14 protein-coding genes are annotated in these 14805 nt (G+C 66.2%); 10 read left to right on the top strand and 4 right to left on the bottom strand.

Annotated features, from left to right (window positions below; translation table 11 throughout):
- Window position 1: 1 nt before the first annotated feature.
- Window positions 2–997 carry an ABC transporter permease gene (locus FBT96_RS17920; protein WP_136909085.1) on the bottom strand — a complete coding sequence of 332 codons (996 nt, stop codon included), beginning with the start codon at window positions 995–997 and terminating at the stop codon, window positions 2–4.
- Window positions 998–1006: 9 nt separating this feature from the next.
- Window positions 1007–2599 (bottom strand): ABC transporter substrate-binding protein, encoded by a 1593-nt coding sequence (locus FBT96_RS17915; protein WP_136909083.1) that lies wholly within the window; start codon window positions 2597–2599, stop codon window positions 1007–1009.
- A gap of 784 nt (window positions 2600–3383) precedes the next feature.
- Here FBT96_RS17915 and FBT96_RS17910 point away from each other — a divergent pair.
- The 10 genes from FBT96_RS17910 to FBT96_RS17865 all read left to right on the top strand — a co-directional run bounded on the left by FBT96_RS17910 (window position 3384) and on the right by FBT96_RS17865 (window position 12645).
- Window positions 3384–4706 carry an O-acetylhomoserine aminocarboxypropyltransferase/cysteine synthase family protein gene (locus FBT96_RS17910; protein ID WP_136909081.1) on the top strand — a complete coding sequence of 441 codons (1323 nt, stop codon included), beginning with the start codon at window positions 3384–3386 and terminating at the stop codon, window positions 4704–4706.
- Between the two features lie 72 nt (window positions 4707–4778).
- Complete coding sequence (locus FBT96_RS17905; RefSeq protein ID WP_136909079.1) at window positions 4779–5810, top strand: ABC transporter substrate-binding protein; 1032 nt, start codon at window positions 4779–4781, stop codon at window positions 5808–5810.
- A gap of 7 nt (window positions 5811–5817) precedes the next feature.
- Window positions 5818–6813, top strand: a complete 996-nt coding sequence (locus FBT96_RS17900; RefSeq protein WP_136909077.1) for an ABC transporter permease — start codon at window positions 5818–5820, stop codon at window positions 6811–6813.
- Complete coding sequence (locus FBT96_RS17895; protein WP_136909076.1) at window positions 6813–7604, top strand: ABC transporter ATP-binding protein; 792 nt, start codon at window positions 6813–6815, stop codon at window positions 7602–7604. The genes FBT96_RS17900 and FBT96_RS17895 overlap by 1 nt, the downstream gene beginning before the upstream one ends.
- A complete protein-coding gene (locus FBT96_RS17890) occupies window positions 7601–7972 on the top strand; it encodes a hypothetical protein (RefSeq protein ID WP_136909074.1) in 372 nt (123 codons plus the stop codon). The genes FBT96_RS17895 and FBT96_RS17890 overlap by 4 nt, the downstream gene beginning before the upstream one ends.
- Window positions 7969–8754 (top strand): DUF1684 domain-containing protein, encoded by a 786-nt coding sequence (locus tag FBT96_RS17885; RefSeq protein ID WP_136909072.1) that lies wholly within the window; start codon window positions 7969–7971, stop codon window positions 8752–8754. The genes FBT96_RS17890 and FBT96_RS17885 overlap by 4 nt, the downstream gene beginning before the upstream one ends.
- A gap of 14 nt (window positions 8755–8768) precedes the next feature.
- The gene (locus FBT96_RS17880) at window positions 8769–9869 is read left to right on the top strand and encodes a class II histone deacetylase (RefSeq protein WP_136909070.1); all 1101 of its coding nucleotides are present in this window, start codon (window positions 8769–8771) and stop codon (window positions 9867–9869) included.
- A 22-nt stretch (window positions 9870–9891) separates the two neighbouring features.
- Window positions 9892–10698, top strand: coding sequence for an SDR family oxidoreductase (locus FBT96_RS17875; RefSeq protein ID WP_136909068.1), 807 nt, complete (start codon window positions 9892–9894; stop codon window positions 10696–10698).
- Window positions 10699–10733: 35 nt separating this feature from the next.
- The gene (locus tag FBT96_RS17870; protein ID WP_136909066.1) at window positions 10734–11429 is read left to right on the top strand and encodes a DUF1847 domain-containing protein; all 696 of its coding nucleotides are present in this window, start codon (window positions 10734–10736) and stop codon (window positions 11427–11429) included.
- A gap of 22 nt (window positions 11430–11451) precedes the next feature.
- Window positions 11452–12645 (top strand): trans-sulfuration enzyme family protein, encoded by a 1194-nt coding sequence (locus tag FBT96_RS17865; RefSeq protein ID WP_136909064.1) that lies wholly within the window; start codon window positions 11452–11454, stop codon window positions 12643–12645.
- Between the two features lie 94 nt (window positions 12646–12739).
- Here the strand turns inward: FBT96_RS17865 and FBT96_RS17860 are convergent, their stop codons facing one another.
- On the bottom strand, window positions 12740–13777 hold the full coding sequence (locus FBT96_RS17860; RefSeq protein ID WP_136909062.1) for an isopenicillin N synthase family dioxygenase: 1038 nt from the start codon (window positions 13775–13777) through the stop codon (window positions 12740–12742).
- A gap of 43 nt (window positions 13778–13820) precedes the next feature.
- On the bottom strand, window positions 13821–14681 hold the full coding sequence (locus FBT96_RS17855) for a nitroreductase family protein (RefSeq protein WP_136909060.1): 861 nt from the start codon (window positions 14679–14681) through the stop codon (window positions 13821–13823).
- Between the last annotated feature and the right edge of the window lie 124 nt (window positions 14682–14805).

Genomic DNA, 14805 nt, shown 5'->3' with positions numbered 1-14805 from the left:
CTCAGACCTCGCGCCTGTGCGCGGCGGGCCGTACGCGCGGATCGAGCAGACCATAGGCCAGATCGACCAGCAGATTGCACCCCACCACCAGCACGGCCGAAACGAAGATCACCGCCAGAAGCAGCGCCGGATCGCGCCCGGCCACGGCCTCGGCGGCCAGCCGCCCGAAACCGGCAATGCCGAAGACGCTTTCGATCACCACCGATCCGCCCAGCATCGCCGCCGATTGCAGGCCCAGCAGCGTGACCAGCGGCAAGACCGCATTGCGCGCGACATGGTTGAGCAGGATGCGGCGGGGCGCGATGCCCCGCGCCCGTGCAGCCAGAACGAACTCCTGTGCCCAGACCTCGGCCATGGCCCCGCGCATCACCCGCAGGAAAAGCGCAAGATAAATCAGGGTGAGCGTGGAAACGGGCAAGACCAGATGCGTCGCAATGTCGACCGCCCGCGCAAGGCCGGTCTTGCCCGAGGCGATGGTCTCGATCCCGGAAACCGGCAGCCAGCGCAGCTTGACCGCGAAGACGACCGAGAGCACGAGGCCGAGCCAGAAGCCTGGAACGGCATGCAGAAGAAGCGCGCCCCCCGACAGGAGCCGGTCAAGCCCCGATCCGGGGCGCCGCCCGGCCAGAATGCCAAGCCCCGAGCCCAGCGTGAAGGAAAACGCCGTCGCCGACCCCATCAGCGCAAGCGTTGCGGGCAGACGCTCGGCGATCAGGGAGGCGACGGGGCGATTGAGCGCCACCGACCAGCCCAGATCCCCCTGCGCCAGATGCCCGAGCAGGAACAGGAAGCGCTGCAGCGCGGAGTGATCGAGCCCATGCTCGGCGCGCAACTGTGCCGCCAGAGCCGCATCGCCGCCGCCGATACTGGCGAGATAGGCGTCAATCGCATCGCCCCCCGCCGCTTCGAGAAGCGCGAACACCCCCGCGAGCACGATCAGCAGCACCGGAATGCTGCCGATCAGCCGCGAGATAACAAAGCGCAACACCGCTGTCATCGACCGTCCTCAGGCAAGCGCAAGCTCCGCCCAGTTCGACACCGCCCAACGCGGATTGGTGGCAAGGCCCGAAAGCTGCGTCGCGGCGACCGAGGTGAAGGTCCAGTCCACCACGTTGATCAGCGGCAGCTCCTCGGTCACCAGTTGCTGGAAACGGTGATAAAGCGCCACACGTTTCGCCGGATCGAGCGTGGTCAGCGCGGTGTCGATCAGCCTGTCCAGTTCGGGGTTCAAATATCCGCCCTGATTGGAGAAATTCACCCCGGCAGGCAGGCCCGACCGCACCAGGTTGGTGGTCGAGATCGCCGGATCGGCGCGGAACACCGGCGGCGCCACGGCAAGGTCGAAGTCGTGGTCGGTATAGACCGCTTTCAGATGGCCGGGCGCATCCTGCGCGACGATCGTGGCCTCGATCCCCACGGCGGCCAGCGCCTGCCGCAGATAATCGCCGAACTGGCGGGTTTCGGTGAAATAGGGCGCGGGCAGAAGCTTCAGGTCAAAACGCTTGCCGTCGGCCCGCACCGGATAGCCGGCCTCATCCAAAAGCGCCTTCGCCTTTTCCGGATCGAAGGCATGGGGCGTCACGTCGGAGGTGTAGAAGGTCGGATCATTCGCCGGCACCGGGCCGGTGGCCTCAGTGGCATGACCAAGGAAGATGGTGTCACGGACAAATTTCTTGTCGATCGCATGGGCAATCGCCTGACGCACCTTCAGATTGGCCAGATGGTCGTTGCGGTGGTTGATCTCGACGATCAGTTGATAGGTCAGCGCCTCGTAGCCCTTGGTGATGACGGCCAGCCCCGGAACCGCGCCGATCCGCGCCAGATCGACGAGCGGCACCGCCGAAAAGGCCGCAAGCTGCACATCGCCCGCTTCAAGCGCGCTCGCCGCCGAGGCCCGGTCCGGCAGGACGGTGAAGACAAGCTCCTCGGCGCGGGGCAGATCCGGCTGCCAATAGCTCGGGTTGCGCTTGAGCAGGTAATATTGCCCCGGTTTGTGCTCGCCCCAGACGAAGGGCCCGGTGCCAATCAGCGCCGAATTCGCCGGGTTCTTGGCAATGTCGCTGCCCTCGTAGACATGCCTGGGCAGCACCGACGACACCACGGGCAGGGCCTTTTCAATCAGCTGCAACGGCGTCGGTTTGGAGAAGCGGAAGATCGCCGTTTTCGCATCGGGCGTGTCAACGGCGGTCAGATTGGCCAGAAGCGTGCGGCCGATGTTCTGCAGGGGCTTCCAGACATGCAAGGCCGAGAAGGCCACATCCGCCGAGGTGAAGGGCGTGCCATCGTGCCAGCGCACCCCCTCACGCAGATGGAAAGTGACGGAGAGGCCATCCTCCGAACCTTCCCAGCCCGTCGCCAGCAGGGGCCTCAGCCCGGTGCCGTCATAGGCGGCTTCGGCCAGCGGTTCGATCACTTTCGAGGCGATGAAGAAGGTGCCGTTCGAAGCCGCGATGGCCGGGTTGAGCTGGGTGGGCTCGCTGTCGGCCGCGATGGTGATCCGGCCCGATGTCGCGGCATGCGCCGATGACGGCAGGGCTTGCACGGCAAGAAGCGCGGCGGAGGACAAAAGCAGCGCGCGGCGGGTGAGCGAAAGGGGCATGTCGGAACCTGATCGTTGGGGAATGGGGCGGGTCAGGCGCGCGGGCCGACCGCAAGGATTTCGCAGGAGGGAAGGGCCAGAACGATGCCACGGGAAATTTCCGCCAAGGCGGGTTTGCGGCAAACAGCGAGAGCGACCGCGTGCATGAAATCGGATTTTGGCATGTTCTGGCCTTCCTGATCCGACGGCCGAGGCCCGGCCGCCAGGCGCGCAATCTTGAGGTGTCAGGTCTGCCGATTGCGCCAGATCAGGTTCGGGACAAATCACGTCAAGTTCAATCGTCTTTTATGGAAGGCAACAGAGCGAACCTTCCACGGCACAAGCCGCGGGAAGAGTTTCCTTCTCTCGCGGCCTTGCGGACGGCCGAGCGGGTCGAGCCGGGCGCCCGCAAGCATCTCGGGCAAGCGGTGTCGCGGGTGCGGCGCGGGACGATTCCCTTGGGCGCACCCTGTCTGAATGAGACGCCGGCCATGGGCAACGCGCGGAACATTCCTTCCCTTTGCGCGCCCGGCGAGAAAACAAATCCGGCGCCATGCGGCGCAAGTTTGAAACAACGCGCTTCGCGATCTCGGCTATTAATAATCAATCAAGTCCATCGAGATTTTAAAGGATTCCAAGCCAAAGGTCCGCGCCCCAAGAGAAGCAAAAAACGACTTCCTGCCAAAGCCTTGCACGCCCGAAAGTGCACCATCCCCCTCCCCGTCATCCCCCCTTACGCGGCACGCCTCGAACGGCGCCCCCCAAGAACCGCCCGAACAGGGCTTAAGAACAGGACCATACCGACATGACCACCGACAGCCTTCACCCCGAAACTCTGGCGCTCCATGGCGGCAGCTGGCGTGCCGATCCGGCCACCGGCGCGGTCGCGGTGCCGATCTACCAAAACACCTCGTTCCAGTTTCAGGACACCGCCCATGCCGCGCGGCTCTTTGCGCTCGAAGAGGTGGGGCAAGTCTACACCCGGATGAAGAACCCGACGCAGGACGCCTTCGAGGAACGGCTCGCGGCGCTTGAAGGCGGGGTGGCGGCGCTGGCGCTGGCCTCGGGTCAGACGGCCACGTTCTTTGCGCTGACCAACATCGCGCAGGCGGGCGACAATATCGTCGCCTCGACCGATCTTTACGGCGGCACCGTCACGCTTCTGTCGCAGACGCTGGCGCAGTTCGGCATCGAGGTGCGCTTCGTCAGCCATGACGACCCGGAAAACTTCGTCCGCGCCAGCGACGCCCGCACCCGGGCCTGGTTCGGCGAAACGCTGCCCAATCCGAAGCTGGAGGTGTTCCCGATCGCCGAAGTGGCCGAGCGGGGCCGCAAGCTTGGCATTCCGCTGATCCTTGACAACACCGCGGCGCCGCTGACGGCGCGGCCCTTGGCGCATGGCGCGGCGGTGGTGGTCTATTCGACGACGAAATACATCGGCGGGCATGGTACGGCGATCGGCGGCGCCATTGTTGACGGCGGCAATTTCGACTGGGAAGCCCATGCCGAGCGCTTCCCGCTGCTCACCCAGCCCGACCCGGCCTATCACGGCGCGATCTGGACCGAGGCGGCCAAGCCCCTGGGCCCGATCGCCTATATCCTGCGCGCCCGGGTCAAGCTTCTGCGCGACATCGGCGCGGCGGCGGCACCGCAAAACGTGTTCCTGTTCATTCAGGGGCTTGAGACCCTGCCGCTGCGGATCCGCCAGCACAATGCGAATGCCATCCGGGTGGCCGAGTGGTTGCAAACCCGCCCCGAGGTTGCGCGGGTGATCTTTCCCGGCCTGCAAACCGGCGAACATCGCCGCCGCGCCGAGGCCTATCTGACGGGCGGCTATGGCGCGCTTGTGGGGTTTGAGCTCAAGGGCGGTCTGGGCGCGGGGCGCGATTTCATCGATGCGCTGAAGCTGTTCCACCACGTCGCCAATATCGGCGATGCGCGCAGTCTGGCCATCCACCCGGCCTCGACGACGCATCAGCAACTTTCGGAGGCCGAGCAACGCGCGGCAGGCGTCACACCGGGCTATGTGCGGCTCTCGATCGGGCTTGAGCATCCCGAGGACATCCTCGCCGATCTCGATCAGGCGCTGTCGCACGTCGCAAGGCTGCCGCTGGCCCGCTCCGCCTGAACCTTCTCGGCCTGAGCCTCGACGGGCCGGGACACCCCGGCCCGCCTCCCCATGGTGCTGCAAGGACTTCCGATGCCCCAGACGCCTTCCCCTTCCCGCCTCAGCCGTCGCAGCCTGATCAAGGGCGCAGCCGCCGCTGTCGTTACCACCGGCGCGCTTGCCGCTGGCGGCGCACGGCTTTTCACCCCGGCCATCGCCGGTCCCGCGCCGAAGGTGCGCCTGGCCTGGACCGAGGTCGCGGCCTGCCATTCGCCGCTCGGCTTTGGCGTGGCGAAGGGCCTCTTTGCCAAGCAGGGCGTCGATGTCGAGCTGTTCAATCAGGGCGCCTCGGGCCAGACGCTCATTCAGGCGCTGGCCACCGGCAAGGCCGATATCGGCTCGGGGCTGACCTTCGAATGGCTCAAGCCGCTCGAACAGGGCTTTGACGTCAAGCTGTTCGCGGGCACGCATGGCGGTTGCACCCGGCTTCTGGCCACCGAAGCCTCGGGCGTGAGCGATCTGCAAAGCCTGCGCGGCAAGACCATCGTCAGCTATGATGTCGCCTCGCCGCCCAAGCAATCGTTCCAGGTGGCGCTGGCCAAGGCCGGGCTGGACCCCGAACGCGATGTGAATTGGACCGTGGCGCCTTTCGACCTTCTGGGCGAGGTGGCGGCGCGCGGCGGCGCCGATGCGGTGGCGCAGCTCGACCCCTGGGCCTGGAGCCTCCAGAAACAGCACAAGTTCAAGCTGATCGCCGACACCCAGACCGGGGTGTTCCAAGATGCGGTCTGCTGCGTGCTGGGCGCAAACGGCCCGTTCCTCGAGCAAAACCGCGATGCCCTGCAACGGGTGGCCGCGGCCAATATCGAGATCCACGAATATGCCGCCGCCCACCCCGAAGAGGTCGCCGCCTGGTACAAGCAGGCGCTCAACCCCGCCGGGCTCTCGACCGAGGATCTGGCCGAAATTCTGGCGGGCTTCGTTTTGCACAACCACCCCGTCGGCGCGCCGCTCGTGCGCGAGATCGCCCGCGCCTCCTCGGATCTCAAGCTGATCAAGGTGATCGACGAAGGCACCGACCCGGAGGACTTCGCCCGCCGCATCACCGTGAACCTGCTGGGGTGACGGACCGATGACAGATGCACTCACCTCTCCGGCCCGGCGCGGGCTGGAGGCTCCCGCAGGGCTGGCCAAGATCTGGCCCGCGGGACTTCTGGCAAGCCTCGTCTGGGCAGCTGCCGCGGGCATCACGCTGGCCCTGCCCGATGTCATTCCGTGGGGCAGCACCGATCTTTTCGCCGCGCTGATGGCGGCGGGGGCGCTGACGCTTGTCACGCTCGCCTTCACCGCCGAGATTTTTGGCCGGTTTGGCCGGGCGGTGAAAGCCGCTGGCCCGTGGCTGATCGCGCTCGGGATCTGGTTCGCGCTTTGGGAACTGAGCACCGCGAAAACCGGCTGGCTGCCGAAACCCTTCTTTTCGCCGCCGCAGGGGCTGTTGCAGGTCTATGTCTCGGATGGCGCGCGCCTTGGGCTGTGCATCGTTTACACGTTGCGGCTTTGGGCGCTCGGCTATTTCAGCGGGGTGATCGTCGGCTTCCTGACCGGGGTCGGCCTTGGCTGGGCGCCGCGCTTTTCCTATTGGGGGATGCCGCTTCTGAAGCTGATCGGACCGGTGCCTGCCACGGCCTGGATCCCCGTCACCTTCTACTTCTTCCCCAGCACCTTCGACGCCTCGATCTTCATCGTGGCGCTGGCCTCGGGCATTCCGGTGGCGATCCTGACCTCGGCGGGCGTCGCCTCGGTCAACCGCGCCTATTTCGACGTCGCGCGCAATCTGGGTGCCTCGACGCTGTTCCTGATCTCGCGCGTCGCGGTGCCTGCCGCCCTGCCCCAAGTCTTCGTCGGCCTCTTCATGGGGCTTTACTATTCCTTCGCGGTGATGGTCGTGGCCGAGATGCTCGGCGCGAAATACGGGCTTGGCTGGTATATCCAGTTTCAGACCGCCTATTCCGCTTATGCCAATGTTTACGCCACGTTGCTGATCATGGCGGTGCTTTGTGCGGGGCTGGTCAAACTGCTCTTCGTCGCGCGAAACCGCCTGTTGCGCGGGCAGGAAGGATTCCTCTGATGGCCGATGGAGGCACGTTTCAACCGCATGGCATTGCGCTGCGCATCGAAAACCTCTCGCACAGCTACCGGATCGAGGGACGCGCCCTGCCGGTGCTGGAAAACATCTCGCTCGATCTGAAGCCGGGCGAATTCGTCTCGCTTCTGGGCACCTCGGGATGCGGAAAATCGACGCTTCTGCGGCTGATCGCGGGGCTCGAACCGCCACTGGAGGGCCGGATTGTTGCGGGCGAAACCGACGTCACCGCGCCCGACCGGTCGCGCATTCTGGTGTTTCAGGATCCGACGCTGTTTCCCTGGCGCACGGTGCGGAGGAATGTGGCGCTTGGGCTGGAAACCGATGGCAGCGCGGCGCGGCGGGGCGACGAGATCGACGCGGCGCTGCGGCTCGTGCAACTTGAGGCCTTTGCCGAAGCCTTTCCGCATCAGCTTTCGGGCGGCATGGCGCAGCGGGTGGCCTTGGCGCGCGCGCTGATCAACCATCCGCCGCTTTTGCTGCTCGACGAACCTTTGGGCAAGCTCGATGCGCTCACCCGGCTCTCGATGCAGAGCGAACTGCTGCACCTCTGGCGCAAGGTGGGCTTCAGCGCCGTGCTCGTCACCCATGACGTCGAGGAGGCGCTGCTTCTGTCGGATCGGGTGATCGTGCTCTCCGACCGCCCGGCGCAGATTGTGGCGGAACTTCCGGTCGCGCTGCCGCATCCGCGCCATCGCGACGATCCGAAACTGGTGGCGCTGCGGGCAAAGGTTCTGGCGCTGCTCGGCGCAGACATCCCGGAGATGATCGCATGAGCCTTGTCGCCCTGTCGCGCGGGCTGACCGCGCTTGGCCTTGGCCTTGCCAGCCTCGCCGCCCTCTGGTGGGGTCTCGCCTATGGACCGGTGATCGAAACCGGACTGATGTCGGGGGCCGCAGCGACCCGTTGCCTTGCCGCCGCCTCCTACGCCTGCCAATTCGCGCTGTCGATCTGCGGCACCGAGCACCCGTTCGGCATTCAGGTCTACACGCCCAAGCTCTTTCTTGGCGCCGTGTCTCTCGTCACGGCTGGCCTCGTCGTCTCTGGCTTGCGGCTTGCTTTCGCACCGCAGGCCGTTTCTCGTGGGCAGATGCCGCCGTCGCGGGCTTTTGAGGGCCTGCCCCCACACAGGAAAAAGACATGACCGATCACGCCGATGACATCGCCCGCTGGCATGCCGCGCGGCTTGTGGCGCTGCAAGCCGCCGATGGCTGGCTGAACCTGACTGACCGGATCGACCTTTCCCCCGGCTTTTACCGCGTCGGACAAGCCAAAGACTGCGATCTGCGGCTGTCCGTCGGCCCGGCACGGCTTGGCGTGCTGAAGCTGGCCGAAGACGGCAGCGCGACGCTTGACACCGGCGCGGGGCCGCGGCCCTTCGTGCCGGTGCCCGATGCGCCGCCCCGGCTGCGCACGGGCGATCTGCTGCTGGAAATCACCGAGCTTGCCGGAAGCCGCGCCCTGCGCGTGCGCGATCTGGCCTCGCCCGAACCGGCGCGGTTTGCCGGGATCGAACGTTTTCCTGTCGATCCGGCATGGCGGATCGTGGCGCAATGGGAGGTGCTCGACACGCCGGAAGCCCGGGCCATCGACACCGTGGTGGGCATCGCCACCGAGGTGCGGCTGACCCATCGGGCGCGCTTTACCCATGACGGCCGCGAGGTGACGCTGATCCCGACGCATTGGAAAGCGGGCAAGCCGATGTTCGTGATCCGCGATACCACCGCGGCCAGCGAAACCTATGCGGCGGGGCGGTTCCTGATCGGCGAGCTGGAACAGGGCGGGCCCGAGGGCCGGGTCGTGCTGGATTTCAACAAGGCCTTCAACCCGCCCTGCGCCTTCACCGATCTGGCCGCCTGCCCGCTGCCGCCGCCCGAAAACCGCCTGCCCTTCGCCATCCGCGCGGGCGAGCGTCGCCCCGCCTGAGCCTGGAGCCCCTTGTGACCACTGCCTTTTTCCATGACGAACGCAGCCTCTGGCATGGCGGGGGCAATTACGCCTTCACCCTGCCGGTGGGCGGTCTTGTGCAGCCCGGCGCAGGCCTGCCCGAAAACCCGGAAACGAAGCGGCGGCTGGTGAATCTGATGCGGGTCACCGGGCTGATCGACGATCTGGCAGCGCAATCCGCCCCCGAAGCGACGCGCGAGGATCTCTTGCGCGTCCATCCTGCCGCTTATCTTGATGCCTTCAAGGCGCTCTCGGATGCGGGCGGGGGCGAGCTTGGTCGGCGCACCCCCTTCGGCCCCGGCGGCTACGAGATTGCGGCGCTGTCGGCGGGTCTGGCCAAGGCGGCGCTGTTCGCCGTGCTCGAGGGGCGCGCGACGAATGCCTATGCGCTGACCCGCCCGCCGGGGCATCACTGCCTGCCCGACTGGCCGAACGGCTTTTGCCTTCTGAACAACATCGCCGTGGCGATCCGTGCGGCGCAGGCGGCAGGCCTTGCCCGCCGCATCGCCGTGGTGGATTGGGACGTGCATCACGGCAACGGCACCGAGGCGGTGTTCTGGACCGACCCCGACGTGCTGACGATCTCGCTGCACGAGGAATTCAACTATCCCTATGACACCGGCGCAGCAGAGGCGCGTGGCGAGGGTCCGGGAACGGGGTTCAATCTGAATATCCCCCTGCCCGCTGGCACCGGCCATGCGGGCTACCTTGACGCCATCGAAAGGCTGGTGATCCCGGCGCTGCGCCGGTTTGCGCCCGAGGCGATCGTGGTCGCCTGTGGCTATGACGCCTCGGCCTATGATCCGCTGGGGCGGATGCTGGCGAGTGCCGACACATTTCGTCAGATGACGGCGCGGCTGAAATCCGCAGCCGAAGAGCTGTGCGACGGGCGGCTGATCCTGACGCATGAGGGCGGCTATTCCGAGGCCTATGTGCCGTTTTGCGGCCATGCGGTGCTGGAGGCGCTTTCCGGCAGCCCCCGCACAGCACCCGATCCGATGGCGGAAATCGTCGCCGCGCGCCAGCCGCGCCCGGAGGGTCAGACACATGTCCTGGACCGCATCCGCGCTCTGGAAGCCCCGTTTTTCGCATGACGCAGACCCGAAAGGACAGCGAATGAGCCAAGAGTTCGAAGGCAAGGTGGTCTTCATCACCGGCGCCGCCAAGGGACAGGGCCGCGCCACGGCGCTCGCCTTTGCCCGTGCAGGCGCCGCCGTGGCGGGCTTCGATCTGCCCGCACCGATCGCCTATCCCGCCTACAATGACGCCAGCACCGAGGCGCTTGCGAGCCTCAAATCCGAGATCGAGGCGCTTGGCGGCCGCGCCAGCACCCATGCGGGCGACGTGCGCAGCGCCGAGGATCTGTCGCGCGCCGTGGCCGAGACGGTGGCCGCGCATGGCGGCATCGACATTCTCTTCGTCAATGCGGGCATCGCCGCCTATGGCCTCTCGCACGAGCTGACCGAAGCGGAATGGGGCGCGATGATCGGCATCAACCTGACCGGCGCCTGGCTGACGGCAAGGCAGGTCATCCCGCAGCTGATCGCCCGCGGCGGCGGGGTGATCGTCTACAATTCCTCGGTCGCGGGGCTGCGCGGCATGAACCGGCTCTCGCATTACGCGGCCTCGAAACACGCCTTGATCGGGCTTGCGCGCTCGCAGGCGATCGAACTGGCGCCGCATGGCATCCGCGTGCTGACCGTCAACCCGACCGGGGTGAACTCGCCGATGAACGACGGCCTCGCCTTTCTTGAGGGCACGACGGCCACCGAAATCGCCGAGCGCTCGGCGGGCAACCTGCTGCCGGTGCCGTGGATCGAGGCCGAGGATGTGGCCAATGCCGTGCTGTTTCTGGCCTCCGACAAGGCCCGTTATGTCACGGGCAGCTCCTTCGTCGTCGATGCCGGGCTTCTGACGCGATGAGCGCCGATGACACGCCCCGGGACCGAGAGCCGCCGATGAGCTACGACGACCCCTCCTGCGCCTATTGCCCCGCCACGGTGCGCGCCTGCCGTCAGGGCACATCCGCAACGCGCGGCCCCGGTTTCTGCCCTTCCCAGGTCGATGCGCTGACTTTGAGCGAGGCGCGTCCCCTTTACGACGCCCCCGAAACCCGCCAGTTCGCCCAGAACGCCGCCATCGTCGAGGGCGAGGGCTATGGCAAATGGACCCGGGTCGAGGAGATCGTCGCCTTTGCCAAGCGCATGGGCTACCGCAAGCTCGGCATCGCCAATTGCATCATGTTCGTCGATTTTTCCCGCACCCTGACCGGAATTCTGGAAAGTCACGGCTTCGAGGTCGCCTCGGTCGCCTGCAAGGCAGGCCATGTGGCGAAAGAGGAAATCGGCGTGCGCGATGCGCAAAAGGTGGTGCCGGGCGGCTTCGAGCCGATGTGCAACCCGATCGCGCAGGCCGAATTGCTCGACGCGCATGGATCGGAGTTCAACATCGTGCTGGGCCTTTGTGTCGGCCATGACAGCCTGTTTTTCCGCGCCTCGAAAGCGCCCGCGACCGTGTTTGTGGTCAAGGACCGGGTGCTGGGCCACAACCCCTTGGCCGCGCTGATGCTTGCCGACACCTATTATGCACGGCTCTGGGGCCCGGAAAAGGCCCGCAAGTCCGCCCGCCTGCCCCGCAAATCAACGCGCCGCTGATCCCCCCCGAAGGAGCCGTCCCATGAGTGACAGACGCAACCATCAACCCGGTTTTGCCACCCGCGCCATCCATCACGGCTATGACCCGGCAACGGCGCAAGGCGCGCTCACCCCGCCGATCTACATGACCTCGACCTATGCCTTCGGCTCGACCGAAGAGGGCGCGGCACTGTTTCGGGGCGAGCGCGAGGGCTACATTTACGGGCGCACGAAAAACCCGACCCAGGCGCTTCTGGAAACCCGGCTCGCCGATCTGGAAGGCGCCGAGGCGGGGCTGGCGCTCGCCTCCGGTATGGCCGCGATCAGCGCCACGCTGCAGACCCTGTGCCAGGCGGGCGACCGGATCGTGGCCGACCGGATCCTTTATGGCAACACCTTTGCCCTGCTCTCGAAAGGCCTGAGCCGCTTCGGGATCACCACCGAGTTTGTCGATTTCACCGATGCCGCAGCGGTCGAGACGGCGCTCTCGACGCCCGCAAAGCTGGTCTATTTCGAAACCCCGGCGAACCCGAACCTGCGGGTGATCGACATTGCGCGCATTTCGACGCTCGCGCGGACGGCGGGCGCGCTGACAGTGGTCGACAACACCTTCGCAACGCCGGTGCTGCAACGGCCGATTGCCCTTGGCGCCGATCTCGTCGTGCATTCGGCGACGAAATATCTGGGCGGGCATGGCGATCTGCTGGCCGGTGTGGTGGTTGGACCGGCCGCGCTGGTGGCCGAAATCCGTGGTCACGGGCTGCGGTTCCTGACCGGGGCGACGATCTCGCCATTGACCGCCTTCCTGATCCTGCGCGGGCTGAAAACGCTCGAATTGCGCCTTGGGCAACATGTCCGCTCCGCAACCGCCGTGGCGCAGCTTCTGCAAGATCATCCGGCCGTCGCGCGGCTTTATTACCCCGGCCTGCCCAGCCATCCGCAGCACGCGGTTGCGGCGCGGCAGATGTCGGGCGGCGGCGGGCTTGTCGCCTTCGAGCTGAAGGGCGGGTTTGAGGCGGGGGTGGGCTTCATGGACCGGGTGCAACTCGCGCACCGCGCGGTGAGCCTTGGCGATGCCGAGACGCTGGTGCAGCACCCCGCCTCGATGACCCATGCCGCCTATGGCGCCGAAGAACGGGCGCGGCATGGCATCCCCGATGGACTTGTGCGGCTCTCGATCGGGCTTGAGACGACCGACGACATTCTCGACGATATTGTCGCCGCCCTTGGTCGTTGACCGAAAGGCCCCACCCGCCGCCGCGCGATACAAGCGACGGCAGGTGGCGGATCTTCGGCGGTCCAGTTCCGGCCCCCGAAGACCGTTTGTCGGCTCAGGCCGGGTCTGCCTCGGCCAATTCGGCAAGCAGATCAACGTGATGGGCCAGCGCCACATCGGGATGCGAGCGCAGCCGGCTTTTCAGATGGTTTTGCCCGACGTTGCGAAACAGCGGATTGAGCGGATCGACGCTCAGGCCGCGTTCAAGGCTGCGCAGGTCCTCGGGCAGCGGCAGAACCGGGATCGTCGCATCGTAGCGCGCCCCGAGGAAGAAGGCGAAAGAAAAGCGCTCCACCCCCGGCGGCGGGGCGATCACATCATGCACATCGGCGCGCACGAAGCCGTTCGTCGCCAGCTCCAGCAACTCGCCGGTGTTGATGACGAAGGTTCCGGGCACCGGCGGCGCGTCGATCCAGCGCCCATCCACCGTCTGCACCCGCAACCCCGGAACCTCGTGTTGCAGCAAGATGGTGATCAGCCCGCCATCCTTGTGCGCGCCCACCCCCTGATCGGATTGCGCCACATCGCGGCCGGGATAGCGGATCAGCTTCAGAAGCTGCGTCGGCTGCGGCTCATACACGGCGGCGAAAGCGTCTTCGGGCTGACCCAGTGCCAGCGCGATCGCCTTCAGCAGATCGATGCCGATCGCGGTCACCTGCGTCTGATAGGAAAGCACGATCTCTTTCAGCTCCGGCACCGCCTCGGGCCACTGGTTCGGGCCGAAAAGCCGCGCCCAGCCGGGGCTGTCGGGGCTGATCGACCGGGCCGTACCCTCGGTGTTGAAGTCGATCTGCTCACGCCAGTCCTGTTCGCCCCGGGTGCGTTCGAAACCGGCGCGGTTGTAACCGCGGAAATGCGGCGATTTCACCATTTCGATCTGCAATTTCTCGGCCATGGGCAGGGCGAAAAACCGCTTCGAGGCGGCAACCAGCGCCGCGATCAGTTCCTTCGGCACGCCGTGGCCGGACAGGTAGAAAAAGCCGTCATCGTGCAGAGCGCGGCGCAAATCGTCCACAAAAGCCGCGCGATCCTCGGCCGTGCCGCGAAACAGGGAAAAATCGAGGATCGGAAGCGCAACATGGGGGGCAGTCATCGGAAGAGTCCTTCTTTGGTCGGGATCGGGCGGGGCTCGCCGGTCATTTCAGGCGAAACCCTAGATTGCGCAGGAAATCGCGCAGGTTTTCGCGTCCGTGCAGGGCTTCCGGGCCGCGCAGACGTTCGGCCACCGTCCGGCTCCAGCCCAGTTCGAGCTGACCGACACGGGCCTGAAACGCGCGCAGCGTTGTGTCATATTCTGCAACCGGCGCAAGTGCCGCCGCGGGATCGTACCGCTCGGAGAAGAAGACCGCCGTTTGCGGCAACCGCGGCTTCACCTGCGCCGGATGCGTGGCATCGGGCAGCCCGACGGCAAGGCCGAACACCGGGGACACCTCGGGGGGCAGACCGAGCAGTTCGGCGACCTGATGGGCATCGTTGCGCAGACTACCGATATAGGAAGATCCGATCCCCTGCGCCTCGAAGGCGAGCACGGCGTTCTGTGCGGCCAACGCCGCATCGACGATGCCGACCACAAGGCTTTCGAGATACTCGAGCGCCTCCGCCTTGCCGCCCACCGCCTCGGTCACCCGGCGCGGGCGGTTCAGATCGGCCAGAAACACCAGCAGCACCGGAGCTTGCGCGACATGCGGCTGATCCCCCGCGATCGCATTCAGCCGCGCCTTCAGGGCAGCATCGCGCACGGCAATCACGCTCCAGGATTGCAGGTTCGACGAAGTCGCCGCCGATTGTGCCGCGGCAATCGCCAGTTCCAGCGCGCCTTCAGGCAGCGGATCGGGGCGAAAGGCCCGCCAGGTTCGGTGCGACAGGATCTGATGCAAGATCTGTGCGGCAGCGGCGGGCAGATCTTCGGGCGGGTTCGGCACGAGCCCGGCGCCATAGCGCGCGGCCAGAGCTTCGGTCAAAGCCGTCGGTTGCGGCGGCGGGGTGTTGCGGGTCATGACGATCCTTTCGGGACAGGCAAGGGCACCAGATACACGACAAAGGATGTCAAGATTTTCCGGTCGGGTCCATTTCCTTGTTCCCCCAAAAAAGGGAATAAACCTCGCTTTTTCCGAGGCTTGC

The sequence above is a fragment of the Rhodobacter capsulatus genome (genome assembly GCF_005144475.1).
GTDB lineage: Bacteria > Pseudomonadota > Alphaproteobacteria > Rhodobacterales > Rhodobacteraceae > Rhodobacter > Rhodobacter capsulatus_C.
Note: the sequence above shows the minus strand (reverse complement) of the source record. Positions and strands in the feature narration are given on the sequence as shown.